This window comes from Streptomyces sp. NPDC029169 (assembly GCF_055563935.1).
The window spans coordinates 38833-65083 of record NZ_JBVHXA010000006.1 but is presented as its reverse complement, the minus strand read 5'-3'; the positions used below and the strand labels follow the sequence as shown (position 1 = coordinate 65083).

21 protein-coding genes are annotated in these 26251 nt (G+C 71.5%); 11 read left to right on the top strand and 10 right to left on the bottom strand.

Features of this window, described 5'->3' with window-relative positions; translation table 11 throughout:
- The first annotated feature begins 103 nt into the window (after positions 1–103).
- The 5 genes from ACZ4VI_RS13590 to ACZ4VI_RS13570 all read left to right on the top strand — a co-directional run bounded on the left by ACZ4VI_RS13590 (position 104) and on the right by ACZ4VI_RS13570 (position 8045).
- Entirely contained in the window at positions 104–1303 is a 1200-nt protein-coding gene (locus tag ACZ4VI_RS13590; protein ID WP_467999367.1) for a cysteine desulfurase-like protein, read from the top strand.
- A gap of 117 nt (positions 1304–1420) precedes the next feature.
- A complete protein-coding gene (locus ACZ4VI_RS13585; RefSeq protein ID WP_467999366.1) occupies positions 1421–1843 on the top strand; it encodes a hypothetical protein in 423 nt (140 codons plus the stop codon).
- Positions 1833–2486 carry a hypothetical protein gene (locus ACZ4VI_RS13580; RefSeq protein WP_467999365.1) on the top strand — a complete coding sequence of 218 codons (654 nt, stop codon included), beginning with the start codon at positions 1833–1835 and terminating at the stop codon, positions 2484–2486. The genes ACZ4VI_RS13585 and ACZ4VI_RS13580 overlap by 11 nt, the downstream gene beginning before the upstream one ends.
- A 2-nt stretch (positions 2487–2488) precedes the next feature.
- Complete coding sequence (locus ACZ4VI_RS13575; protein WP_467999364.1) at positions 2489–7258, top strand: putative T7SS-secreted protein; 4770 nt, start codon at positions 2489–2491, stop codon at positions 7256–7258.
- Between the two features lie 13 nt (positions 7259–7271).
- Entirely contained in the window at positions 7272–8045 is a 774-nt protein-coding gene (locus tag ACZ4VI_RS13570) for a hypothetical protein (protein ID WP_467999363.1), read from the top strand.
- A 7-nt stretch (positions 8046–8052) separates the two neighbouring features.
- On the opposite strand, the gene ACZ4VI_RS13565 is transcribed toward ACZ4VI_RS13570, so the two are convergent.
- Positions 8053–8595, bottom strand: a complete 543-nt coding sequence (locus ACZ4VI_RS13565) for a nitrobindin family protein (protein ID WP_467999362.1) — start codon at positions 8593–8595, stop codon at positions 8053–8055.
- A 110-nt stretch (positions 8596–8705) separates the two neighbouring features.
- Here ACZ4VI_RS13565 and ACZ4VI_RS13560 point away from each other — a divergent pair, with 110 nt between their 5' ends.
- The 4 genes from ACZ4VI_RS13560 to ACZ4VI_RS13545 all read left to right on the top strand — a co-directional run bounded on the left by ACZ4VI_RS13560 (position 8706) and on the right by ACZ4VI_RS13545 (position 13952).
- On the top strand, positions 8706–10751 hold the full coding sequence (locus ACZ4VI_RS13560; RefSeq protein WP_467999361.1) for a DUF4139 domain-containing protein: 2046 nt from the start codon (positions 8706–8708) through the stop codon (positions 10749–10751).
- A gap of 6 nt (positions 10752–10757) precedes the next feature.
- Positions 10758–12317: a DUF4139 domain-containing protein gene (locus tag ACZ4VI_RS13555; RefSeq protein WP_467999360.1), complete on the top strand. Its 1560-nt coding sequence runs from the start codon at positions 10758–10760 to the stop codon at positions 12315–12317.
- Between the two features lie 77 nt (positions 12318–12394).
- Entirely contained in the window at positions 12395–13321 is a 927-nt protein-coding gene (locus ACZ4VI_RS13550) for a MurR/RpiR family transcriptional regulator (RefSeq protein WP_467999359.1), read from the top strand.
- Positions 13322–13559: 238 nt separating this feature from the next.
- The gene (locus ACZ4VI_RS13545; protein WP_467999358.1) at positions 13560–13952 is read left to right on the top strand and encodes a hypothetical protein; all 393 of its coding nucleotides are present in this window, start codon (positions 13560–13562) and stop codon (positions 13950–13952) included.
- A gap of 17 nt (positions 13953–13969) precedes the next feature.
- Here the strand turns inward: ACZ4VI_RS13545 and ACZ4VI_RS13540 are convergent, their stop codons facing one another.
- The 9 genes from ACZ4VI_RS13540 to polX all read right to left on the bottom strand — a co-directional run bounded on the left by ACZ4VI_RS13540 (position 13970) and on the right by polX (position 22652).
- Positions 13970–14422, bottom strand: a complete 453-nt coding sequence (locus tag ACZ4VI_RS13540) for a YbhB/YbcL family Raf kinase inhibitor-like protein (protein ID WP_467999357.1) — start codon at positions 14420–14422, stop codon at positions 13970–13972.
- A 91-nt stretch (positions 14423–14513) separates the two neighbouring features.
- Complete coding sequence (gene frdD / locus ACZ4VI_RS13535; RefSeq protein ID WP_467999356.1) at positions 14514–14864, bottom strand: fumarate reductase subunit FrdD; 351 nt, start codon at positions 14862–14864, stop codon at positions 14514–14516.
- A gap of 14 nt (positions 14865–14878) precedes the next feature.
- Positions 14879–15292 (bottom strand): succinate dehydrogenase/fumarate reductase transmembrane subunit, encoded by a 414-nt coding sequence (locus tag ACZ4VI_RS13530; RefSeq protein ID WP_467999355.1) that lies wholly within the window; start codon positions 15290–15292, stop codon positions 14879–14881.
- Entirely contained in the window at positions 15289–16032 is a 744-nt protein-coding gene (gene sdhB, locus ACZ4VI_RS13525) for a succinate dehydrogenase iron-sulfur subunit (protein ID WP_467999354.1), read from the bottom strand. Before sdhB ends, ACZ4VI_RS13530 begins: the two co-directional genes overlap by 4 nt.
- Positions 16029–17792 carry a fumarate reductase (quinol) flavoprotein subunit gene (frdA, locus tag ACZ4VI_RS13520; protein ID WP_467999353.1) on the bottom strand — a complete coding sequence of 588 codons (1764 nt, stop codon included), beginning with the start codon at positions 17790–17792 and terminating at the stop codon, positions 16029–16031. The genes sdhB and frdA overlap by 4 nt, the downstream gene beginning before the upstream one ends.
- A gap of 69 nt (positions 17793–17861) precedes the next feature.
- Positions 17862–18095 carry a hypothetical protein gene (locus tag ACZ4VI_RS13515; protein WP_467999352.1) on the bottom strand — a complete coding sequence of 78 codons (234 nt, stop codon included), beginning with the start codon at positions 18093–18095 and terminating at the stop codon, positions 17862–17864.
- Between the two features lie 128 nt (positions 18096–18223).
- Positions 18224–18790: a SixA phosphatase family protein gene (locus ACZ4VI_RS13510; RefSeq protein ID WP_467999351.1), complete on the bottom strand. Its 567-nt coding sequence runs from the start codon at positions 18788–18790 to the stop codon at positions 18224–18226.
- A gap of 19 nt (positions 18791–18809) precedes the next feature.
- Entirely contained in the window at positions 18810–20717 is a 1908-nt protein-coding gene (locus ACZ4VI_RS13505) for an FHA domain-containing protein (protein ID WP_467999350.1), read from the bottom strand.
- 192 nt (positions 20718–20909) lie between these two features.
- Entirely contained in the window at positions 20910–22652 is a 1743-nt protein-coding gene (gene polX, locus ACZ4VI_RS13500; protein ID WP_467999349.1) for a DNA polymerase/3'-5' exonuclease PolX, read from the bottom strand.
- A 112-nt stretch (positions 22653–22764) separates the two neighbouring features.
- Between polX and ACZ4VI_RS13495 the strand changes: the two genes are divergently transcribed.
- Positions 22765–23274 (top strand): ATP-binding protein, encoded by a 510-nt coding sequence (locus ACZ4VI_RS13495; RefSeq protein ID WP_467999348.1) that lies wholly within the window; start codon positions 22765–22767, stop codon positions 23272–23274.
- An 81-nt stretch (positions 23275–23355) separates the two neighbouring features.
- Positions 23356–26244 (top strand): helix-turn-helix transcriptional regulator, encoded by a 2889-nt coding sequence (locus tag ACZ4VI_RS13490; RefSeq protein ID WP_467999347.1) that lies wholly within the window; start codon positions 23356–23358, stop codon positions 26242–26244.
- Positions 26245–26251 lie beyond the last annotated feature (7 nt).

The window sequence follows — 26251 nt, the reverse complement described above, 5'->3', positions numbered from 1 at the left end:
CCGGCGCCCCGTCCGACGGCCCGGCACCGGGGGTCGTGCCCCGTCCCACGGCATCCCGCGACCCAGCCCCCCATGACGAGCCGTCCGACAGAAAGCCGAGGCCATGCCCATCGACGTCACCGCACTCCGGGCCCACTTCCCCTCCCTCGACCACGGACTCGCCTTCTTCGACGGGCCGGGCGGTACGCAGACCCCGCGCCCCGTCGCCGAGGCCATCGCCGCGACGCTCACCGGGCCCCTCTCCAACCGGGGAACGGTCAGCCCCTCCGAGCTCAACGCCGAGCAGTCCGTCGCGGACTTCCGCGCCGCCTACGCCGACCTGCTCCACATGCCCGCGAGCGGCATCGTCCACGGGCGCAGCGCCACCCAGCTCACGTACGACTTCTCCCGCACCCTGGCCAAGGGCTGGCAGACGGGTGACGAGATCATCGTGAGCCGCCTGGACCACGACACCAACGTCCGCCCCTGGGTCCAGGCGGCCGAGCACACGGGAGTGACGGTCCGCTGGATCGAGATCGACCGGGAGACGGCGGAGCTCGACCTGGAGTCGTACGAGCTGGCCCTCTCGCCCCGGACCCGGGTGGTCGCGGTCACCGCGGCCTCGAACGTCCTGGGCACCAAGCCGCCCGTCCGCCGGATCGCCGACCTGGCCCACGAGGTGGGCGCGCTGGTGTACGTGGACGGGGTGCACTACGCGGCTCACCACCTCGTGGACGTGCCCGCGCTGGGGGCGGACCTGTTCGTGTGCTCGCCGTACAAGTTCCTCGGCCCGCACTGCGGCGTGCTCGCCGGAGCGCCGGAACTCCTCGAAACCCTCCGCCCGGACAAGCTCCTGCCGTCCTCGGACGCCGTGCCGGAGCGCTTCGAGTTCGGCACGCTGCCGTACGAGATCCTGGCGGGCGCCCGCGCCGCGGTGGACTTCCTCGCCGCGCTGGACCCCGGCGCAGGCGTCACGCGCCGGGAGCGGCTGACGCGGTCCCTGACCTCCCTGCACGAGCACGAACTGACGCTGTGTACGAGGCTTGAGGAGGGTCTTCGGGATCTGGGCGACGCCGTCACGCTGCACTCGAAGGCCCAGGACCGCACCCCGACGCTCCTGATGACTCTCGAAGGCCGCGACCCGCGGGAGGCCCAGCTCCACCTGGCCGCCCGCGACGTCCTGGCCACCGCCGGGCAGTTCTACGCGCACGAGCCCTTCGCCGCGATGAAGCTGGAGGGCCCCGCCCTGCGGGCCGGTTTGGCGCCGTACAACACGACCGACGACGTCGACCGGCTTCTCTCGGGCCTCGCCGACTTCCTCTGACGCCACCTTCCTCCGAGGGCACGGCCCCGGCACCCTGTTCCGGGGGAGAACCGAATCTCCCCCGGCGCGCGTCCTGAACCAGGGTGCCGCCAGTGGCCGAGGACGAGGGGAGAGCCCGTGGAGCAGGCAAGGACAGTGCTCGCGGAGCGCATCGCCGAGCAGCGAAGGGGGATCGGCGACCCTCGCGCGCTGGTCGGGGAGATGCGGCGCTCGGTGCTTCTGGTGCCGACGGACGGCGGCGGTCTCTGGTCGGCCCACTCGGGCGGGGTGCGGTGGATCTGCGGGTTCACGGACGAGGCCGCGCTCGCCCGGTTCGCCGAGCTCCGCGGAACCGGGGACCGGCCCATGGACTACGCGGCGCTGCTGGGCGCGCGCATCGTCGACGAGGTCGTGCCGTCCCTGGACGAGCCCGCCGGCCTCGCCGTCGACATCGGCACCGAGGACGGGTCGATGTTCTTCCCGCCGGTCCTCGGCGTCGTTCCGGATGGCGTCGCCGTGGACGCAGGTGTCGCGGAGGAGGGGCGCGGCCATGGGCGGTGACGGTGACATCCAGTTCGACAAGGCGTCCGTCGCGAAGTTCACGCAGGGCGTGGGCGCGATCATCGACCAGCTCGGCGACCTCGGCGGCGCGACCGGTTCGGTGATGGGCAAGGGCTTCTCGGAGCTCGCGATGACCGGGATGGAGGCCGGGCACCACGGTCTCTCGGTCGACTTCGAGGACTTCTGCGAGCGCTGGGAGTGGGGCGTACGCGCTCTGGTGGCCGATGCCAGCGGAATCGCGAACCGGCTCGGCCTGGCGGCGGGCACCCAGTGGGAGCACGACCAGTACGTCGAGGGCGCGCTGAAGGTGGGCGTCAACTCGGTGATGGGCGGCAACCCGCACGCCACCGAGGAGGAGATCACCAAGCAGAACTGGGGCGATGTCTTCACACCGGACGCCCTGAACCCGGACTGGAGCGCCGAGTCGTGGGACAAGGCCGGTCAGGAGATGGCCCAGACGTGGAAGGACACCGGCCGCACGGTCCTCACCGAGGGCCAGGGCGGACGGCAGTCGGCGCTGCTCAACGAGGCGCTCGGGATCTCCGACGACCAGTGGAACCAGGCACTGGACGACACGTTCGGCCCGTCTCCTGAGGAGCGCGCCAAACAGGCCGAGCAGCAGGGTGACTCCGGGGGGAACTGAACATGGGTATCGGCGACTTCATCAGTGATGTCACGCCCGACGTGGTCGAGGACGCGGTCGAGGAGGGCGTCGAGTGGGTCGGCAACCGGGTCGAGGACGCCGGCAACTGGACCGCCGACCGGCTGGACGACGTCGGATGGGAGTCCGGTGCGGACTGGGTGCGGGAGCAGTCCCGTTCGGTCGCCAACCGGATGGGCGCCGAGGTCGACGAGATGGATCTCGGGCAGACCGAGGACAAGACCAAGTTGATCTACGGCAGCCCCGACAAGCTCATCTCCACCGCCAAGAAGCTCCGCGGCTTCCAGTCGGCCTTCGAAAGCTCCGCCGAGGGCCTCAGGGGCCTCGACTCCTCCCAGCTGAAGGGCGAGGCGGCCGAGGCGCTGCGGGCCGCCGTGCGCACCCAGCCGCCCAAGTGGTTCACCGGAGCCGACGCCTTGGAGAAGGCGGCCGGCGCGCTGTGGGCGTTCGCCGGCACGGTCACCTGGGCGCAGGGGCGGGCGCAGACGGCGATCGAGAAGTGGAAGGAGGGCACCAAGGCCTCTGCGGACGCCGCCGACGCGCACCGCAAGAAGGTCGACGACTTCAACAGCGCGGTCGACCGGTACAACGCCCAGCCCGCCGACAAGCGCGACCCCTCGACGCTTCCTCCCCGGCCCGCCGCGACGTTCGCGGACCCCGGCAAGAAGTTGATGGAGGAGGCGCAGGAGATCCTTGCCGAGGCCCGTAAGCAGCGGAACACGGCCGCGGAGACCGCGCGCACCGCGGTCCGCGCCGCGCGTGACAAGGCCCCGGAGAAGCCGTCGTACGCCCAGCAGTTGGGCCAGGGGCTCCAGGAACTGCAGATCATGGGGGACCACGTCGGCGGCGGCGCCATCAAGGGCACCGCGGGCCTGTTGAACTTCGTCCGCGGGATCAACCCCCTGGACTCGTACAACCTCACGCATCCGGCCGAGTACGCCACCTCGCTGAACAGCCTCGCGGCGGGTCTTGTGGTCGCCGTCAACGACCCGGTGGGCACCGGCCGTCAGATGATCAGCGACTTCATGAAGGACCCGTACGAGGGATTCGGCCGTCTGCTGCCCGACGCGGCACTGACCGTGGCCACCGGCGGTGGCGGCGCCGTGGTGAAGGGCGTACGCATCGCCGAGCAGATGGCGGACGCCGCGAAGGCGCGCAAGCTGGTCGACGACTCCCCCGACGGCACCCACCGCATCCCGGACGGCGACCGCGACGCCGGCGGCGACCCGGTGGACCTCGCCACGGGCCGGATGTTCCTGCCCCAGACCGATGTCCAACTGCCCGGCATCCTGCCGCTGGTCTTCACCCGCCGCACCGAGTCCGCTTGCGCGGTCGGCCGCTTCCTGGGTCCCGCCTGGACGTCCACCGTCGACGAGCGACTGGAGATCGACGCCGTCGGTGTCGTCCACGTCACCGCCGAAGGGCTCCTGGTCCCGTACCCGCACCCGGTCCCCGGCGCGCCCACCCGGCCGGAGACGGGCCGGGCCCGCACCCTGCTTGCCCGTGACGCCGACGGCGACTACACGGTCACCGACCCCGACAGCGGCCTGGTCTTCCACTTCTCCGCGCCGTCCGGCAGCGAGCCGGGCGGCGACGGCGACGCCTGGCTGTCCGGGATCAGCGAACGCAACGGCCACTTCCTCACCGTCGACCGTGCCGAGGACGGCCTGCCGCTCGCCCTGGTGCACTCGGCGGGGCACCATGTGAAGCTGTCCTCCGCCGACGGCCTGGTCACCGCGCTGTCCCTGGCCGGCGCGGGCGAGGGCGGCGCGGATCTGCCGCTGATGCGCTACGGCTACCAGGACGGCAACCTCACCGCCGTCACCAAGCCGTCGGGCGCCACCACCACGTTCGTGTACGACGAGCGCCGCCGTGTCATCGCCTGGATCGACTCCAACGGAAGCCGCTACGACTACGTCTACGACGACCGCGACCGTGTCGTGGCCGAGGGCGGCGAGGCGGGCCACGTCCAGATCACCCTGGCGTACACCGAACCCGAACCGGGGACGGGCCGGCACACCACCACGCTCACCACCGCGGCCGGGCACGCGACCCGCTACGAGTACGCCCCCGGCTGCCGTCTCGTGTCCGTCACCGACCCGCTCGGCCACACCACCCGGTTCACCCACGACCCGCGCGGCAACACCCTGACCCGCACCGACCCGCTGGGTCTCACCACCGCCTTCTCGTACGACGAGCACGACCGGCTGATCGCCGCCGTACGCCCCGACGGAAGCGAACTGCGCACCGTGCGCGACCCGTTCGGACGTCCGATGGAGGTCTTCGGCGCGGACGGGACCCGCACGGTCCACGAGTACGACGAACGCGGCAACCGCACGGCGGTCACCGACGAGGCCGGCACCACCACCCGCTACACCTACGACCACGCCGGCCGGCTCACCTCCCTCACCGACGCCCTCGGGGCGACGACCCGCGTGGTGTGCGACGCGGCGGGTCTGCCCGTGGAGGTGACCGACCCGGCCGGTGCCGTCACCCGCACCGAGCGCGATGCCCTCGGCCGCCCGGTCCGCGTCACCGACCCGGTGGGCGGGGTCACGCACCTGGAGTGGGACGCGGACGGCCGGCTCGCGCGCCGTACGGGCCCCGACGGCGCCACGGAGTCGTGGACGTACGACGGCGAGGGCAACCTGCTCGCCCACACCGACGCGTCCGGCGGCGTCTCCCACTTCGAGTACACCCACTTCGACCTGCCGGTCGCCCGCACGCGCCCCGACGGCGGGCGGTACGAGTTCGAGCACGACGCCGAGCTGCGCCTGACCCGCGTGGTCAACCCCCAGGGGCTGAGCTGGAGTTACGCGTACGACGCCGCGGGCGACATCGCCTCCGAGACCGACTTCGACGGCCGCACCCTCACCTACCGGGTGGACGCCGCCGGCCGTCTCACCGCCCGCACCGACGCGCTCGGCGGCACCATCGCCTTCGAGCGCGACCAGCTCGGCCGTGCGATCCGCAAGGACGTCGACGGCCGGGTGACGACCTACGCCTACGACAGGGCCGGTCGCCTGCTGGAGGCATCCGGACCGGACGGCGAACTGCGCTACCAGTACGACCGTCGCGGTCTCACCAAGACGGAACTGGTCGACGGCCGCCCGATCCTGTACGCGTACGACGTCCTGGGCCGCCGTACGCGCCGCACCACGCCGACAGGTCACGTCACCTCCTACGCCTACGGCGCCGACGGGCAGGCCCGCCGTCTCACCACCGGCGGCCGGCACGTCGACTTCACCCACGACTCCGCCGGACGCGAGCTGGCCCGGGTCTTCGGCGACGCGATCACCGTGACCTCCGCCTGGGACGAGGCCGGACGCCTCTCCGCGCAGCACATCACCGCCGGGGGACGCGACGTCAACAGCCGCGCCTACTCCTACCGCGCGGACGGTCACGTGACCTCCGTCGCGGACCGGCTGTCGGGCACCCGCACCTTCGACCTCGACCGGGCCGGCCGGGTCACCGCCGTCCACGCCCAGGGCTGGACGGAGCGGTACGCCTACGACGACGCCGGCAACCAGACCTCGGCCTCCTGGCCGTCCGGTCACCCGGGCGGCGAGGCCACCGGTTCACGTACCTACACCGGTACGAGGATCACGCGCGCGGGAGACGTCCGCTTCGAGTACGACGCCCTCGGCCGGGTCACCCTGCGCCAGAAGACCCGTCTCTCCCGCAAGCCGGACACCTGGCGCTACGCGTGGGACACGGAGAACCGCCTCACCTCCGTGACCACCCCCGACGGGACCCGCTGGAGGTACCGCTACGACCCGCTCGGACGCCGCATCGCGAAGCAGCGCCTGGCGGCCGACGGCGAGAGCGTGGTGGAGGAGGTCCGGTTCACCTGGGACGGCCTGACCCTGTGCGAACAGACCACCCACCAGCCGGATGATCCGCGCACGGTGGCCCTCACCTGGGACCACCGGGACGTCGTCCCCCTGGCCCAGACCGAGCGCATCCTCACGGCAGACAGCCGCCAGGCGGAGATCGACCGCCGGTTCTTCGCCATCGCTACGGACCTCGTCGGCACTCCCACGGAACTGATCGACGAGTCCGGCGACATCGCGTGGCGCTCCCGGGCCACGCTGTGGGGCACGACCGCATGGGCCCGCGACAGCAGTACGTACACTCCGCTCCGCTTCCCCGGCCAGTACTTCGACCCGGAGACGGGCCTCCACTACAACTACTTCCGGCACTACGACCCGGAGAGCGGCCGCTACACCTCCCCGGATCCCCTCGGCCTCGCTCCCGCCCCGAATCCCGTCGCCTACGTGGACAACCCGTACACCGGGTGCGACCCGCTGGGCCTCATGCCCAAGTACACGAAGGAGGAGCAGGCAAAGAAGGCCAGGGAGGACGCCCACAAGGCCCTGGACGCAGTCATCCAGAGGGCGCAGGACGGCAAGATGAAGAAGGCGGGCAACTACCACGCAGACGACCATGGCTTCACCGAGGACATGGTCAAGGAGATCCTCAAGAAGCCGGACGCGGTGTACCACTCGACTGCGGGCAGCGGAAAACTGATCTTCCGTCAGGGTGAGGACATCGTGGTGGTCCGGGCCGACCGTCAGGGGGCGGGCAACGTCATCACGGCATACGGTTCGTCCGGGATCAAGGGTCCTTCCGGGGTCGAGGCGCTAGGCGGCCTGCCCACCGATCCCGGTAAGCCGATTACGCACACAGACGTGGTGGAGGGCAGGATTCCGGCCAAGAACGGCTACATGGCTCCCGCCGAACAGATCAGATGAGGTGGCATTCCCCATGAAAATCACCATCGACGACGGCTGGACCGCGACGGTGACGGGCGATCCGCTGCACATCACACCGCGTTTCGACTTTCGGGACTTCCGTGTGCGCGTCGCGACGTACGCAGACGTCAAGGAACGCGGGCGGTTCCTTCTGGAAACCTTCGGCAGTCAGCCGTGGCTGTGGGACACGCCTGATGAACTCCGATTCGACAAGGCGGGCCAGGACCTGGTCGGCGCCGAGTTCCAGTTGCCCTCCTGGGTCGCCGACGCCGAGGACTCCGCCCGCGTTCCCGCCGCACCCCCCGTCCGCCCGGGCGGTCTCCGCGCGGACGAGACCCGGGACTTCCGCCTGGAGGTGACCTCTGACCTGTGCCGCGGTCCCGGGGACGCCGTGCTGACCTGCCTGCGCGACCTCGACGTCCTGGACGAACCACTGGACGCCCGCATCGGCATCGCCCCAGACGTGGCGCTCCTGGTCCAGCACGGAACCGTCGTCGGCTGGAGCCTCACGGAGCCCGTGCGGTACCTGACCTCCGGTTTCGCCGCCCCTGACCCGGCTCCTCCCGCCCCGGCCACCCGGCGCCTGTTCACCGCGTGCATGGACTTGGTCACCACGCAGCTGCTCGACGAGGTGAGGGACCGGGTCCCGGCCGCCCTGGACCGGCTCCGGGCATTGGACGAGGCCCTGCGCGCCCAGCGCGAGGACCGCCACCGGGCCGACGCTCTGCTCGCGTTCATCGGCGAGCTGGTCGAGGACTACGCCGACCGGCCCGCGAAGGACGTCTGACGCCTGGTCAGGGCTTCCGTCGGAGCCGGGCCGACAGGTGGTGCTGGAGGGGCTGACCGACCGCCGCGAGGTCGTGGACGAAGTCGAGCGTGTCCTCGTCCGCCACCGTGTAGCGGCGGCGGGTGGCCCTCACCTCCTTGGCCGTGGGCGTGAGAGCCACCCCGTGGCTGGTGAGGTCGACCGTGCCGGCGACGGCACTGCCGACCAGGATCTCCGCGATGCCGGTGGGCTGGGTGATCAGCGCCTCCACGCGGCCATCGGGCTGGAGCCGCCACCAGCCGGCCTCCCGGCCCGACGGCCGCAGCGGGGTGCCGTCCACGTCGAGCAGCCAGGCGCGCGCCTCGTAGTGGAGGAAGGGCCGCCCGTCGTGGCTGAAGGTGACCTCCTGCGCGTACGTGAACTCGTCGTCGAGCGTCGGATATCCGCCTCTGCCCTGGCCGGCCCAGGTCCCCAAAAGACCGATCACCGGCGCGAGCAGTGCGTGCGGTGCGGGTGCGTCGTCCGGTCGCAGGGCGTCGGGGTACGGGGGCTTCTGGGCGGGGTCGGACATGAGGTGCGCTCCTGGGTCGAGGCCGGTGCCGGACGGCAGCTTAGGCGGACGCGCCGACCGGTCGGGCGTAGGCTGCGCTCAGCATGAACGCGGCGCGGGGGGCGGAGCACATGACGACTGAGCCGGCACACAGGTGGGGATCGACCCTCGATGCGGTCGTGGTCTACGCGCAGGGCGCGCTCTGCCGCCGCCTTGCCCGGGGCAGCGTGCCTCCCGGCGGCCGGATCCGGGTCACGGGTCTGCCCCGTTCGCTGGACCCGGGTTCGCTGCGGGCCCGTGTTCTGGGCACCGCCGGGGTGCGCGTCACCGAGGCTCGGGTGGAGGTCGAGGCCGAGCCGCTCGCGACGGGGACGCCCGACACGCTGCGGCGCGAGGTCGAGCGGCTGCGGGACGCGTACGCGGCGGCCGAGGGACGCAGGGACCGGCAGTTGAGCCTGATCCAGGAGGTCAGCGCTCTCCGCCCGGTCCCGCCCGCCCGCAAGCGCGACGACCCGCACCGCCGTACCCCGGTCGACGCGTGGCTGGAGCTCGCCGACTTCGTCGACGAGCGGCTGACGGCACTGCACGCGCGCCTCGTCGAGCTGGAGGAGGCGTTGCGCGAGGTCGAGCACGAGCTGGACCGCGCCGCCGACAGGCTCGCCCGCGCCTCCACCGACGCACCGGCTGCGCACGTGGAGACCACGGTCTGCGCGGTCCTGACCCTCGACGGCGCCCACGACGGGGGCGTGGAGGTGGAGCTGGAGTACGGCGTGCCGGGCGCCGTCTGGGTGCCGACGTACCGTCTCACGCACCGTCAGGGCGACGGCAGCGGCCGTCTGGTGCTGCGCGCCTCGGTCGCCCAGCGGACCGGCGAGGACTGGACCGGCGTACGTATCGCCCTGGCCACGGCCGATCTCGGGCGCCGCACCGACCTGCCGAAGCTCCGCTCCCTGCGGATCGGACGCCGGCAGCCCGCCCCCGCGCCGTCCGGCTGGCGCGAGCCCCCGGCGGGGCTCGCCGACCTGTTCTCCGCCTACGACGCGGCAGGCCCTCGTCCGGCCCCGACCGGAGCACCCGTCGCCGTCGGCGCCGCCCACCGTTCCGTACCGTCACCGCCGCCTCCCCCGCCGCAGGGCTACGGCGCTCCGCAGGGCGCACTCCCGGTGCCCGGGGGCGCTCCCTCGGAGGACTTCCGCATCGCGATGCCCGCGCCGCCGGCCGCGGCAGGCAGGCCAGGTGGCAGGCCGCGTGGCGGCGGCTTCGCCGGTGCCCCCGCCCCCATGGCCCCCGCGGCTCCCGGGGCCGCCGCTCCGCCACCCCCTCCGGCAGCGGTGGCCGGTCCACCGCGCCCGAGCGGCGCCGAACTCGACTACGCCGCCCTCGTCCTGTCCGCCCCCGAGGAGCAGAGCGGTCGCAGAGGACGGCTGTTCCCCGACTCCCCCTACGACCCGGTGGCGGACGAGCACCGCCGCCGCGCCGAAGCGGTGGCCGCGCTGCCGCTGCCCGGACACGCCGTGCGGCCCCGCGTGTCGGCGGGCTCCTTCGACCACCGCTTCGACGCCACCGCCCGCGCCGACATTCCGTCGGACGGCACCTGGCACACCGTCACCGTCGGCGAGATCCCGGTGGGCTTGCGCACCGAGTACCTGTGCGTGCCGTCCGTGGAGCAGACCGTGTACGCGACGCTGGTGCTCTCCAACGCCACCGACCAGGCGCTCCTGGCCGGCCCGGTGGAGGTCACCGTCGACGACGAGTTCCTGCTGACCGCCGCGCTGCCCACGCTCGCGCCCGGCGGTGTCCGCCGGGTGGGTCTCGGACCGGCCGAGGGCATCCGCGTCACCCGCCGTACGAACCTGCACGAGTCGACCGCCGGCCTGCGCAACAACACCACCGTGCTCGACCACCGCGTCCACGTGGAGCTGGCCAACCGGCTCGCGAGGCCGGTCACGGTCGAGGTCCGCGAGCGAGTGCCGGTCACGTCCGAACCGGACGTCCGGATCGAGGAACGCGCCGACTGGACGACACCCGAGGAGGGCACGGGGCCCGACCGCCACGCGCCGGGCACCCGCGTCTGGCGACTGGACCTGCCCGCAGGCGCCACGGCCGCCCTCGATGGCCGCTACGAGATCCGCATCCCGACCGGCAAGGCCCTGGTCGGCGGCAACCGCAGGAGCTGACACGCCATGTCCACGGCCCCGAAGCCGATCGCCCTCCCCGTCACGGCCGTCACCTGCCTGGAGGACCGCGCCCACGTCGAGCGCACTGCCGTACTGGCCCTGGAGGCCGGGGTGCAGCGGCTGCGTCTGGGCCCGGTCAGCGCGCTGGCCGTCGACCGGACCCTCCACGCCGAGCTGACCGCCGATCACCCCGTGACCGTGCTCGACGTACGGATCGTCCGCGACTGGACGCCGCGCGGGCCGCTGCCGTCCGCCGACGACTCCGACCTGCGCCGACGCGTACACGCCCTCGAAGAGGAGCAGGTGAGCCTCGGCCGACGGCGCGACCGCCTGCATGCGCGCCTCGACCTGCTCGGCCGGCTCGCCGCCGATCTGCTGCGGGAGATCGGCGAAGGCGCCGGCTCCGGGGAGACCGAAGGGTCCCGCTGGGCCCGCGAACTGGACCGCGTGGACGGCGAGCGCGAGGTTCACGCCGAACAACTCCGCGCAGTGGACGCCAGGTTGACCACTGTCGTCGCCGAACTCGGTGCAGCCCACCGGGCCATGGCCCTGTCCGAAGAGGAGCCCGCCGAACTGCTCGGCCATGTCGAGCTGACCGTGGATGCCTCGGCCGCCGGGCCGGCCGGGCTGCGCCTGAGCCACCTCACCCCGTGCGCCCTGTGGCGGCCCGCCTACCGGGCCGTGCTCGACGGTGACTCGCTGACGCTGGAGACGGACGCGATGGTCTGGCAGCGCACGGGTGAGGACTGGTCGGACGTGCGGCTGACCCTGTCGACTGCCCGCTCGGCGCTGGCCACGGATCCGCCACGGCTTGACGAGGACCGGCTCACGCTCAAGGACCGCTCCGCGGCGGAACGCCGCACGGTCGACGTCGAACTCCGCGAGGAGGAGATCGGGGCCCTCGGCCCGGCCCCTGTGCTCGGCCTGCCGGGGGTGGACGACGGCGGCGAGGCGCGGGTGCTCAGGGCCCCGGCGCCGGTCTCGGTGCCCGGTGACGGTCGCGCGCACCGCGTGCCGCTCTCCGCGTTCACGACCGCCGCTCACACCGAGTACGCCTGCTCGCCGGAGCTGTCCCCGCTGGTCACGCAGGTGGTGCGGTTCGACAACGGGTCCGGTCACGTGCTGCTCGCCGGGCCCGTGGACCTCGTGCGGGGCAGCGGATTCAGTGGCCGGGGCACGCTGGACTTCACCGCCGTCGGCGCGCCCGTCGAGCTGGCTTTCGGCAGCTGCGACGACTACAGCGTGGTCCGGGACGCCGAGGAGTCCCGCGACTCCACCGCAATCACCCAGCGGACGGTGGTCATCCGCACGGTCCGGCTGCACCTGTCCCGGTTCTCCGCCCCCGGGGAGCAGGGCGAGCGGGTGGTCGTCCTCCGTGAGCGGATCCCGGTCTCCGAGGTCTCGGCGGTGGAGGTACGCCTCCACAAGGACGCCTGCTCCCCGGCGCCCGACGCGGTCGACGCCGAGGGCATCGCGCGCTGGGACGTCCCCCTCCCACCCGGGGGCCGCCGCACGGTCACCCTGGCCTACGAACTGTCGGCGAGCGCCAAGGTCACCGGCCTCTGAGCCCAGGCTCTGCCGGCTCATGCGGCGACCGTTCGTGAACTATCTTGGGCGGCAGCGGGACGAAACGGAGGCACCCCGTGCCATCAGGGCAGCAGGCGCGCGCGCAGGCAGCGGCCATCACACCCGGCAAGCACTCCTCGGAGACCGAGGAGGCGCCGCCCGTCGACCGGGTGCGCGCGCTGTTCGGCGGCCACCGGCTCTCCCCCGGCCAGCGGCGCATCGCCCAGTTCCTGATCGACCACCTCACCGAGGCGGCGTTCCTGTCGATCACCGAACTGGCGGAACGCGTGGGCGTGAGCCAGCCGTCCGTGACCCGCTTCGCGTCGTCACTCGGTTTCAGCGGTTACCCCGCGCTCAGGGACGCCCTCCAGCCCATCGCGCTCAGCGCGATCGCCGGATCCACCGAGGGGCGGGAGGCGCGGCGCCGCAACGAGCTCCAGGCGGCGGTCGACGCCGAGATCGAGAACCTGGCGTCGCTGCGCCGTGTCCTCGCGGACACCGACCAGATCCTCGACGTCGGCCGCGAGCTCGCCCGATCCGTCCCGCTCACCGTGCTCGGCCTGCGGATCTCGGTCTCGCTCGCCGAGTACTTCGCCTACGCGGCGCGCCGCATCCACCCCGATGTGCGGGTGGTGACCCGCGGCGGCAGCGTCGCCTACGACGCGCTGCTCCAGGCGCGCGAGGCGGGCGGCACGTGGGTACTGGCCTTCGCGATGCCCCGGCACGCCAAGGAGACCCTCGCCGCCATGAGGGCGGCCCGCAGTACGGGGCTGCGTGTCGCGTTGATCACGGACATGGGGCTCGGATCACTGGTCGAGGAGGCGGACGTGGTGTTCACCGCCGGTACGGGGTCACGGCTGGTGTTCGACTCGTACGCGGCGCCGGGGGTACTGTCCGCGGCCATCCTGCAAGCCATGGCGGACGCCGATCCAGGCCGCACGCAGACCCGGCTGGAGAAGTACGAGCAGGCCTCCGATCAGTTCGACTTCTTCCTGGAGGACTGAACCGGTCCCTCGTTTCGCGAGGTCGAGATGCGCATGAATTTTTTCATGTTCTTGCGTACTCGACGGTATATATATTTACTACAGGTGCCCTCGCGGGCTCGGACCGAACACACCGACGGGTCGATCCCCCTCCTCCTCAGTCGACCCCTGGGTTGTTCCCCCCGCGGCGGCTCCGGTCTACCCCTGGGCCGGGGCCGCCGCACCCTTCCGAACTGGCCCCCTTCCTAAGGCGACACCGATGTCCCCTCACCGCCCTCCGGTCAGCGCGGACTGGCCGTTCTCGGTCACGACCCCCGGCAACCGTGACTGGGAGGCCACGGCCGTCCGCTGGCTGCGCGACCTGCTGCCGGCCCGGTACGGCGGATACACGACCCTCACGCGCCATCCCGTTCTGCTGGCCCGCCACGCCCAGCTGCAGATCGAGCACGAGATCCGCGCGGTGCGGGTGGCGATGCAGACCTGCCGCGCGGAACTGCCGACGCTGGGCGTGTCCGACCCCATGATCGAGAGCACGATCAGGCTGTACGCCGTCGAACTGGAACAACTGAGCCGCCTGGCCCGAGGCGTCCGCCTCATCACGGAGGCCCTCCTCGCCGGCAGCCAGACCGCTCGCCGACGAGCCCGAGTCTGAGTCTGAGTCTGAGGCGATCAGCGCTGATACGTGCCGACCAGCGTGCCGACGGCAAGTTCCTTGCCCTTGATCGCGCCGTGCACGGCCTCGACGGTCGGCCGGTCGTGCAGGGTGACCGGCTCGGACAGGGCGTAGAGGCGGAAGAAGTAGCGGTGCGGCCCGTGTCCCGGTGGAGGCATCGGCCCTCCCCAGCCGGTGCGTCCGAAGCCGTTGGGCCACGGCAGGCCGCCCTGGGGCTTCTGGTCCTCCGCCACCTCGGTGGTCCTCGGGTCGATGCCGGTCACCAGCCAGTGCAGGAAGGTCTCCCCCGGCGCGTCCGGGTCCTCGCACAGGAGCAGCAGCTCCGTGGCCTCGTCGGGCACCCCCGACCAGGTCAGCGGCGGTGAGATGTTCTCTCCCTCCCCGCTGTACCGGCGGGGGATCTCCGTGTGGTCGTCGAACGCGCTGCTGCTCAGTTCAATTTCGCTCATGGGCGCGGCCATACCCGCAACAGCGCCACCGGCACCGGTCCCGTACCCCGAAACCCCCGTTCGGCCGAGCCCACCCGGCCCCGGCCCCCGGTCAGAGGCGGAACACCACGAATCCGGCCGCGACCGAGCCCAGGACCGCGCCTCCGTAGCAGAAGACGATGATCGCCTTGCTCAGCCTCTTCAGCCGCAGGCCGTCGTACAGCGTGTAGCGGAAGCGATGGGCCCAGTGGAAGAGGCAGAGCACGCACAGCGCGAAGAGGATCGCCTTGGTGAGGGGGTGACGCAGCACCGAGAGCAGATGCACGTGATCGGGGGCCTCGAGCCAGCCCAGCGGGAAGGCGACGCCGAACAGGAACAGCAGGACCGGGACCAGCAGCGCGGCGGCCATCCCTCCCGCGCTGAACAGCAGCCACATCAGCGGTTCCGGCGATCTCCTGCCCATCGCCCTACCCCTTCCTAGCCCTTCAGGATCAGCCATGCCGTGGCGGCCGTCAGCAGCGCCCACAGCAGGTAGTGCAGTGCCACGATCGAACGCGGCCGGACGCGGCGGCCGCGCAGTCGTACGACCATGGCGCGCGGTGCCAGGTTGAACCACGTGAGGGTGTGCAGCAGGACGAAGAGCAGGGCGATCGTGTTGAGCAGGATCATCCCCCAGTTGGCGCTCCAGTCCTGGAACCGCTCGTACTCCTCCCTGCCGTCGGCGATCGCGCCGACCATGAGCAGCAGGAACACGACGAACCAGGCGATGAAGACGCTGCTGAGCTCCCGCAGCACGAAGACGAGGTACGCGCGGCGCCTCACCCACCAGAAGGTGGGGACGGGCTTGCGGTACAGGGCGGGCCGCGGGGCCGGCCGCGGCGTCCCGCTCATCGCGCGCCCCGGGGCCACAGGAGGTCCTTGAGCGACTGCGTGGCTGCCGTCAGCTTGTAGCGCTGGATGGCGCCCGCGGGGTCGACTCCCTTGGGGCAGGCCGTGGTGCACTCGCCGACCAGCGTGCAGGCCCAGACCCCCTCGGCCGACGACAGGACATCGCGCCGGTCGGCGGCTCCCTCGTCCCGCGAGTCCAGGTTGTAGCGCTGCGCGAGAGCGATGGCCGCCGGGCCGACGAAGTCGGGGTCGAGCGCGTACACCGGGCAGGCCGAGTAGCAGAGCATGCAGTTGATGCACATGCTGTACTGCTTGTATTCGTCCATCTCGTCCGGCGTCTGCAGATACTCGCCCGCTTCGAGCGCCCTCTCCTCCTCCCGGATGATCCAGGGCCTGACCTCGGTCAGCTTGTTCATGAAGTCGCCGATCTCGACGACGAGATCGCGGATGACGGGGAAGTTGGCCAGCGGTTCGACGCGTACCGGGCCGGGAGCGGAGTCGGTCAGAAAGGCCGAACAGGTCAGCCGGGGCTCGCCGTTGACGGTCATGCCGCAGCTGCCGCAGATGCCCATCCGGCAGGACCAGCGGTAGGAGAGCGTGCCGTCCAGGTGGTCCTTGATGTGGTTGAGCCCGTCGAGGACCGTCCACTCCTTGCGCAGCGGCACCTCGTAGTCCTGCCAGGTCGGTTCGGTCTCCCGCTCCGGCCGGTAGCGGGCCACCCGGAGGGTTATCCGGTCCGTCATGTCTCCTGCCTCCCGTACACGCGTTCCCCTGGCGCCCAGCGGGTGACGGTCACCGGCAGGTACTCCACCCGTGCGGTGCCGTCGGGTTCACGGTGGATCAGCGAGTGGGCCAGGTACCGGTCGTCGTCCCGCACGGGGAAGTCGGTGCGCTGGTGCGCGCCCCGGGACTCCTCGCGGCGCAGTGCGCTGTCGACAATGGTCTCCGACACGTCCAGCATGAACGACAGCTCCAACAGGGCGATCAGATCGGTGTTGAACGTCCTGCTGTGATCGTCGGCGGCCGCACCGCCGAACCGTTCCCGCAGGTCGAGCAGCGTATCGGCGGCCTCGGTCAGGGAACCCCTGTCCCGGTAGATGCCGGCGCCGCTCTCCATGGTGTCCTGCATCGCGGTACGGATGTCCGCGATGCGTTCTCGGCCCTCGGCGTGGTGCGCGACCAGGCGCTCAAGCCGGCGATGCTCGTCGCGGGCCTGCGCGAGGATCGCGGCGCTCGGGCCGGAGTTCGCGGAGCCCGCGGCTCGCGCGGCGGACTCGGCGGCCGCCCGGCCGGCGCGGGCGCCGAAGACGAGCAGCTCCGGGAGGGAGTTGGAGCCGAGCCGGTTGGCGCCGTTGATACTGACGCAGGCGACCTCGCCGGCGGCGTACAGGCCGTCGAGACCGGTGGCGCCGTGGATGTCGGTGTGGATGCCGCCCATCATGTAGTGGACCACCGGCCGCACCGGGATCAGTTCCCGGACCGGGTCGATGTTCTGGTACTTCAGACAGAGTTCCCGTACGAAGGGGAGCTTGGTGTCGATGAGTTCGGCGCCCAGATGACGCAGGTCCAGGTGGACGACGGGCCCGTGCGGCGTAGGGGTGGTCCTGCCCTTGTCGAGCTCGTGCACGAACGCCTGTGACAGCCGGTCCCGCGGCCCGAGCTCCATGCTGCGCATCACGGGCCCCGGTTCGGGCGTGCCGAGGTCGTAGTCCTGCAGATAGCGGTAGCCGTCCTTGTTGAGGAGCCACCCGCCCTCCGCGCGTGTGGCCTCGGTGATCAGGATTCCGGTGAACGGCAGGCCGGTGGGGTGGTACTGGACGAACTCCATGTCCTTCAGCGGTGCGCCGGCCCGGTAGGCCAGGGCCATGCCGTCACCTGTCTTGATGTTGGCGTTGGTGGTGAACGGGTAGACCCGCCCGCATCCCCCGGTGCACACGATGACGGAGTGGGCGGTGATGGTCTCGACCCGGCCGGTGGCCAGCTCGATCGCCACGACGCCGCGCACCTTTCCGTCGTCGACGAGCAGGGTGCTGACGAACCACTCGTCGTACCGCACGATGTCGCGGTAGGACAGCGCGGTCTGGAACAGGGTGTGCAGAAGATGGAACCCGGTCTTGTCGGCGGCGAACCAGGTGCGCTTCTTCTTCATGCCGCCGAACGCCCGCACGGCGATGTGCCCGTCGTCCTGGCGGCTCCACGGGCAGCCCCAGTGTTCCAGGCGGAGGAGTTCGCGGGGCGCCTCGCCCACGAATGCCTCGACGGCGTCCTGGTCGCACAGCCAGTCCCCGCCGGACACGGTGTCGTATGCGTGTTCGTCGAGGCTGTCGTCGCTGCCGGCGACCGCGGCGGCTCCGCCCTCGGCGGAGACCGTGTGGCTGCGCATCGGGTAGACCTTGGAGATGATCGCCACGCTCAGCCGTGGATCGGTCTCCGCGATGGCGATGGCCGCGCGCAGCCCGGCGCCTCCGCCGCCGATCACCACGACGTCATGGGAAGCGGTCATGTCACCACCTGCCTGTCGGCGCTGTGCCTGTGCGCGCTGCACGCTCGTGTACGGCTCCGGTGCGGCCCGTCAGACCTCGTGCTCGCCGCTGCGCTCGTTCAGTACGACGGCGCCGTCGTGGCGGACGATCCTGACGCGGAGGCTGCCGTCGTGGAACTCACGGCGGATCTGATGACAGCCGCACGCGTAGGTCACCCGGTCGATGAACAGCCCCGCGGTGTCGTCCTCCTGGTAGCGCAGCCCATCGACGAAGCAGCCGCACGGTGCCCGTTCCTCGGTGAAGTCGATGGTGTTGCCGACCATCGTCCACCTCCTCGACGACTGTGGTCGACACCGCCCAGCTGATCACTGTACGTAGCCACACACGCACTCTTTGACCTCTTGGGCCCCATCATGCCCAGTGCCGGCGCTCACAGCGAGCGTACCGCCGCTCACCGCTGTCCGCGCGGGACGGCAAGGTCGGTCAGGAGTGCGGTGCCCGGCGCGAAGGCCGCCCATGCGCCGCGCTGTGTCAGCACGGCGATGGCCGAGGTGGGGAACTTCGTCTGCGCGCGCCGCAGTGTGTCGTCGCGGGCCTCGCCGGCGAGCAGCAGGATCAGGTCCTGCAGGCCCGGGTTGTGTCCGATCAACAGCAACGTCCCCACATCGTCCGGCACGTCGCGTACGACATCGAGAAGGCTGTGGCTGTCCGCCGCGTAGAGGCGCCCGTCGTGGCGTGTGGGCGGCGTGCCGTCCATCTCGGCGGCGGCCAGCTCCCAGGTCGAGCGGGCCCGCAGGGCGGTGGAGCACAGGACGAGTTCGGGCACGCACGCGGCGTCCACCAGCCAGCGGCCGGCCGCGGGCGCGTCGCGCAGGCCGCGCGGTCCGAGGGGCCGGTCATGGTCGGGAACACCCTCGGGCCATGCGCTCTTGGCATGCCGCAGAACGACCAGCCGCCGCAACGGACTCACGCCGCGCCCCCGGGACGGCGGGCGGTCGATGTCGCGATCGGGCTCCACGCTCCCAACGGTACGCCGATCACTTCGTGGCGGGGGCCTTCGTGGGGGCGGTCGTCGCCGACGAGGCCTGCTGGTAGAAGATGTCGATGTCCACCTCTTCGCCCCCGACGATCAGGGTGTCCCACGCTCCGCTCTCCAACAGGGTGCGCAGGGTGTCGGCGTTGAGTGTCTCCAGGTGTTTCCGGAGGGTCGAGTCGTCGGGCATACCGGGAACGCGTGCGGCCAGCCGGTCACGGATTGCCCGCAGCCGTTCCATGAACGCGTCGGTGTCCGCGTTCATGGCGTTCTTGTCGAAGTCTCTTTCTTCCGACTCGTCGATGCTCTGTGCGATCTTCTCCTTGATCGCACGGCTGACGCCGTTCTCGTCGGTGGTGATCATCGTGTTCCAGGCTCGGCTCTTGTGCCGGTACTGGAGCATGGACATGGCCGCTTCGTGGCGTGCGAAGTCGGCGTCGCGGAACGGCCTGCCGGTCCATGCGCCGTTGAGGGACCGGGCCAGCGAGATGGCAGAGCCCAGTCCGCTGTTGAGCCCGCGTCCCGGCCAGAAGTGGATGGCGTTGGCCGCGTCGCCGAGCAGGAACCCGTACGTCCCCGGGGTGGTCGACGTGGCCGAGCGCAGCCGGGTGGTGAACCTGGGCCGCTGCACCATGTCGAGCCGGAAGGCCGTGACGGCACTGAGGTCCCTCTCGGCGACACCGAACAGCGCCAGCCCCTCCAGCACCCGCCTCCACAGGGCCGAACCCCTGACCATGGCGGGCAGGAAGAGTGTGCTGTGCGTCGAGCACTGGAAGTCACCGTGATCGTCCCGCCCCATGACGCACGGGCGTGAGGCGATGCAGTCCTCGAACACATGCCGGACCGGATCGATACCGACCACTTCTGCGGCCTCGGCGTCGGTGAGCCGCATGTTCAGAAAACCCTCCCCGCGAAGGGAGTTGAGGAGGAAACGGTTCTGAGCGACCGTCAGCAGAACCGTCATGGGGTCCGTGAGAGTCGATCTGACGCGAAGTCCCAGGACGACGTCCTGAATATGCTGACCGTGCAGCGAGTAGATGGACTTGTCGGCGTTGCCGAACTTGTCGGTGAAATACTCCCGTGTTCGGGAGCGGCCTCCCTCGCAAATGGCGAGCACGTGATCCTTGGCCTCGGCCTTGTCGTACTCGGCCGGGTCGAACGCGTCGGGAACCAGCCGGATCCGGTCCGGCTTTTCGTTCGCCAATTCCAGGAGAATATCCTCGATATAGGCGATCCGAAGGTTCCTCGGGTTGTAGCCACGGACCGAATCGGGGCCGACCGGCCACATTTCGGAGTACGCATCGCCGCGGAACAGCCGTTCCTGCACCTCTTCGGGGAGGTTCAGGTACTGGCGGCTCTGGACGGTGACGACCTGCTGCCGCCTGACGTTGCCCTGCCCTTCGCTCTTCCAGACGACCTTCGCGCCGTCCTTGGCCCACCGGCCGTCGTACACGGTGATGGCCACGCGATGCCCCATGAGGTGTTCCAGGAGCAGAGCGAAACTCAGGCCGACGGGACCGCCGCCCGAGACCGTGACGTTCAGCACGGGCCCTGCCGCCACCGTCGCCTGGGAGGGGGTGAGCGGCGCCAGGACGGAGAGGTCGAGGATGGTCTCCATCGCATCGGCCGCTTCGAAGCGGAACGTCTCGGTTCCTATCTCGATGAGATCTCCGGGCTGCAGTTCATGCGAGGTCACACGCGCCCCGTTGACTCGCGTTCCATTGATGCTGCCGCTGTCGTACAGCACGAATCCGTGGCGCTCGCGACGCACCTCTGCGTGAAAGCGTGAGACGTTACCGCCGGTTATCACCACGCTGTTGTCACTATTGCGGCCCAGGGTTACCGATGTGGCGCCGATCGGGAACTGCTGTCCTGCCAGAGAGCCTTGATGGCCGACAAGCCGAGGAGGCATGGGTCACCCAATTCCGTGAGTCACGAATCCGGCACGCAGAGCAATCTTAATCCGGCCACGAGGCCCATGAGAAGCCATCAGGACCGACTGATCATCACACGGTGTCCATTCCGTGAAGAAGTAACAGCGGAGGCCCGATCGGGGCTGCCGGGTCAGATGTGAAGGATGCGACAGGAAGGGCCTCGTGTGACGTCAGGCGCCCTTCTCACGCCGGCCCTTCTTGCCCAGAAACCGGCGGAGCTTCGTCAGCGGCCACGCATTGATGACATCGTCTGCGGTCAGCCAGCCGCGCTGGGCGGTGGCCACGCCGTAGCGCATGTACGGCAGATGCGTGGTGGAGTGCGCGTCGGAGTTCACGGCGAACTTCACGCCGTACTGCTTGGCGCGCAGGATGTCCTCGTCGCACAGGTCGAGCCGCTCGGGATGCGCGTTGATCTCCAGAGCGGTGCCCGTCCGCGCGCAGGCCTCGAAGACCGCGTCGAAGTCGGCGTCGATGCCCGGGCGTTTGCCGATCCGGCGGGTGGTGGGGTGGCCGATGACGGAGACGTACGGGTTCTCGCAGGCACGGATGAGACGGCGGGTGAGTTCCCGCCGGCTCTGGTTGAAGTGGGAGTGGACCGAGGCCACACAGATGTCGAAGTCGGCGAGGAACTCGTCGGGCCAGTCCAGGGAGCCGTCCGGGCCGATGTTGAGTTCCGTGCCGTGCAGCAGCCGCATCCTGTGGTGCTCGCCGTCGATCGCGCGTACCCGCTCGCGCTGGGCGAGGATCTTCTCGTCGGTCATGCGCTGCATGTACAGGTTCGGGGCGTGGTCGGTGACGGCGTAGTAGGCGTATCCGCGGTCGGCAGCGGCGGCGATCATGTCCTCCAGCGGGGCCAGCCCGTCGGTGAGGTCGGTGTGGGTGTGCAGATCGCCGCGGATGTCCTTCTCGTCAAGGAGCTCGGGGAGTTCGCCGCGCAGCCCGGCCGCGATCTCGCCGCGGTCCTCGCGCAGCGTCGGCGGGATCCAGGGCAGTCCGAGCCTCTCGTAGATCGCTTCTTCCGTCTCGGAGGAGATGCTCTCGCCGCTCTCGGCGTCGAAGAGCCCGTACTCCGACAGCTTGAGGCCCTGGCGCACCGCGAGTTCGCGCGTGCGGATGTTGTGCGCCTTGGAGCCGGTGAAGTACTGCAGTCCCGCGCCCCAGGAGTCCGGGGGGAGGACCCGTAGGTCCACCTGGAGGCCCGTATCGGTCCGTACGGAGGTCTTCTTCTCCCCGTGCGCGATGACCTCGGCCGTGTGCGGAAGGTCGGCGAGGGCCTCCATGAACGGGGTCGACCGGCCGGCCGCCACCAGGATGTCGATGTCGCCGATGGTCTCCTTCATGCGGCGCAGGGACCCCGCGTAGGTGCACCGGACGCAGCCGCGGATGTCCGACAGCTCCGCGACGAGCTGCTCGGCGATGTCCATGGCGGCGCTGACGAGGATCCGGCCCTCGCCGGCCTTCTGCAGGACGGAGATGCCGTGCAGGATGTTCTCCTCGGTCCGCTCCCCGAAGCCCTTCAGGTCGCGCAGCCGTTCCTGGCGGATGGCGTCGATCAGCTGGTCGACGGTGGTGACGCCCAGCTCGTCGTAGAGGACCATGGCCTTGCGTGGCCCGAGCCCCGGGATGGCGATCAGCTCGCGCACTCCGGCCGGCACGGACGTGCGGGCCTGCTCTACGACGGACATGCGGCCGGTCCGCAGGTACTCCACGATCTTGTCGGCGACGGACTTGCCGACGTTCGGAATCTCGAGCAGCTCCTTCGCGTCCATTTTCGAGACGTCCTGCGGGTAGCCCCCGACGGCACGTGCGGCCTTCTCGTAGGCGCGCGCCTTGAACGCCTCCCCGCCCCGGATCGCGATGAGGTCGGCGTACTCCTGGAGCAGCGCCTCGACCTGGTCGTTGGCTCGGGCCATACCTCCAGGGTGCGGCCAAAACCTCGTTTTGCGTACCCCTACCTATAGCGTCCCGCATTGTTCCCGGCCGGCCGGGGCGGCGAGCCTGGCGGGCAGAAGGGGGTCACCGCACATGCCCCAGGAGCCCGAGATGATCGCCACGACCACCGCCCTCCTCCGTACCCCGGCCATCCCGGTACCGGAGCGGGCCGGCGCCCGTGGGAGAACCGCCGCCTGCACGATGCCCGCCGTTCCCGCCTCGGTGCCCGCCCTGCGGCGCTTCGCACGGACCTCGGCACGGCTCTGGGACGTCCCCGAGGACGTGGAGGCGGCGCTGGCCCTCGTCGTCACCGAACTGGTCACCAATGCGGTGCGGCACAGCGGAAGCCCGGACGTGGCCCTGCTCCTGACCACGGCCGCCGACACCCTGACGGTGCACATCAAGGATCGCGGCCGCTGGCGCCCCCGGCAGGCAGCGGGCGAGGGCTTCCCGTACGGCGTCGACGACCCGGCGTGCGGCGGGCGCGGCCTGCTGCTGGTCGAGGAGTACGCCGACGGGTGCACCCTGCGGCGTACGGCGGGCGGCACCCGGGTGGTGGTGGAGCTGTCCCTCGCCCCGGTGCCCCCTGTGCACCCCTACTGAGCACACCTCGGGCGGCCTCGGCCCGCCGCTTGCCGCTGGTCAGTGCCGGATCTAGCCTGACCAGGCAGGGAAGGTGATCGGGTGGCACGGCCGAGGAGCCAGGATGCGGCACCGATCGGCGGTGGCTTCACTTTCGTCGGCCGCCGGCGGGAGCTCGGCACGCTGCTGGCCGCCGTCCGGCACCCGCCGGCCGTCGTGCTGATCGAGGGCGAGGCCGGGATCGGCAAGTCGCGCCTGGTGCGCGAGGCCACCGACGCCCTGACCGCCGAAGGCCGCTGCGTGCTGACGGGCTACTGCCAGCCGCTGCGCGAACCGTGCCCCTACGGTCCGGCCGTCGACGCCCTCGCCAAGGCCGGCCCGTGGCTGCCCGCCACCGGCCTCCCGCCGGCATCCGGCACCCTGGCACCGCTGCTGCCCGACCTGGCCGGCCGGCTCCCCCCTCCCCCTGCGCCTCCCGGCGACCCGCAGGCCGAACGCCACCAGCTCGTCCGGGCCGTGCACTCCCTCCTTGCCGCGCTCGGCCCGACGGTGCTCGTCGTCGAGGACATGCACTGGGTCGACGCCGCCACCCGTGAACTCCTGCTGCTGCTCGCCCGCGACCTGCCGGCCGAGCTGAGTCTGGTCCTCACCTACCGTGCCGAGGACCTGCCGCCCCGTACCCCTGTCCTCGGCGCCGCCTACCGTCACCCGCCCGGAACCGGCGGCACGGTGATCACCCTGGCCTCGCTCACCGAAGCGGAGGTCGCGGAACTCACCACCGCCGCCCTCGGCTCCCACACCACCCCCGCGCTCGCCCGGGCCGTGTACGACCGCAGCGAGGGCCTGCCCCTGGTCGCGGAGGAGGACCTGATCACCCTCGGCGAGCAGGGGCGGCGCGGCAGCACCGCGGACGCCGTCGCGGCCCTCGAACGGGCCCAGGTACCCAGAGGGCTGCGCGAGGCGGTGACCGAGCGCCTGGCCGGGCTCTCTCCGGCCGGAGCGGCGGTCGTCGACGCCGCCGCCGTCCTGGCCGTCCCGGCCGCCGAGCCGCTGCTCACCGCCGTCGCCGGACTGGATTCCGAAGAGGGCACACGGGGCCTCACGGACGCGCTGCGAGCCGCGGTGCTCCGCGAGGACGACACCGGCCGGTACGTCTTCCGGCACGTCCTCGCCCAGCAGGTCGCCTACCGGAACGTTCCCGGGCCGCTGCGGGCCCGTCTCCACCGGCGGGCCGTCGAGGAACTGGAGAAGCACTCCCCGCCCCCGCTGGTCCAGATCGCCCACCACACGCTCGCCCTCGGAGACCGCGAGGGGTGGTTCCACCGCGCCGAAGCCGCCGCCGACCAGGCCATCGCCGTCGGCGACACCGGCACCGCCGCCGCACTGCTGTCCCGGATCCTCGAACAGCCCGACCTCGGGGAGGAGCTCCGCTCGCGGGCGGCCCTGGCCCTCGCCCGGATCTCGGTCGACAGCACCGACCACATCGCCACCGTCACCCTGCTGCGGCGGCTCATCGACGACCCACGCCAGTCGGAGGCGACCCGAGGCGAGATCCGTCTGGCGCTCGGCCTGCTCATGGTCAACCACGGCGGAGACCGCACGGGCTTCTGGGAGATCCGCCGTTCGGTCGAGGAGCTGGCCACCCGCCCTGACCGGGCGGCGCGGGCGATGGTCGCCCTGGCGATGGACGAGCGCAGCGGCGGCTCCGGCCAGGCGTGGAAGTGGATCGACCGGGCCGAGCGGACCCTGCACGGCACCACCGACGGCGCGGTGGCCGCCGCCGTACGGGCCACTCGCCTCACGCTCCTGGCCCGCCAGGGGGACCCTGCCGTCTGGCCGCTGCTCGACCGGCTGCCCCGCGACGCCGACGACCTCGGCGTCCTGCGGCAGACCGTCCGCGCTCTCTACAACGTCGGCGACATCGCCATCGAACTCGGGCACGACCGCCGTGCCCGCACCCTGCTCACCGAGAGCCGCGACCTCGCCCGCCGCTCGGGCACCCCCCACCTGGAGTGCTACAGCCGGATCGCCCTGGTCCGTCTGAACGGCCTTGCCGGCCACTGGGACGACCTGGAGGAGGAGTTCGCCGCCCTCGGCGCCGAATTCCCCGACATCGCCATGGCTGGCAACGAACAGGCCCTGCTGTTCGGCCGGTTGGCCAACGCCCGGGGCCAACGCTCCCGGGCTCTCGAACAGTTCACGCTCGCCGCCGAGTACGGGGAGCGCGAGTCACAGGTCACCACGGCGCTGCGGGCCGCGTCCGGGCTCGCCGCGGTCCGGCTGGCCCAGGGCGCACCCGAGGAGGCCTTCGCCGTCACCGAGCCCGCCGTGGCCATGCTGCGCGAGGCCGCCGCCTGGGCGCGGGCGACCGGTGTGGTCCCTGTCGCGGTCGAGGCGGCACTGGCCTGCGAGGGACACCGGTCCGCCGAGCAGCTCGCCGACGATGCCGAACGTGGCCTGCGCGACGCCGACACGCCCGCCGCCGACGCCGAACTCCGCTTCGCCCGCGGCCTGCTCCACACCGCCGACGAACCCGCCACGGCCGCCGAGCACTTCACCCAGGCGCGTCGGCTCTGGCAGGAGATCGGCCGCCCGTACGAGGCAGCCCGCGCGGCCGAGTACGCGGGCCGGACACTCGCCGCCGTCCGGCCCGACGCCGCGACCGCGCACCTCACCGAGGCCCTCGACACCTTCAGCCGCCTCGGCGCCGCCGCTGACGCCGCCCGCTGCCGGGACACCCTGAACCGGCTCGGCCTGGTACGGCGCCCCGTCCGCGGACGCCGGGGCTACGGCGACCGGCTCTCCCCCCGCGAGCGGCAGGTCGCCGAGATGCTGGCCGGGGGCGCCACCAACCAGGACATCGCCCAGGCGCTGTTCGTCTCCCCCCGTACCGTCGAGCAGCACGTCGCCCACGTCCTCAAGAAGCTGGGCACCACCCGCAAGGCCGTCCGCGAAGCCCTTCCCGGCGATGCGACCGACGATCGGACATGACGGTTCC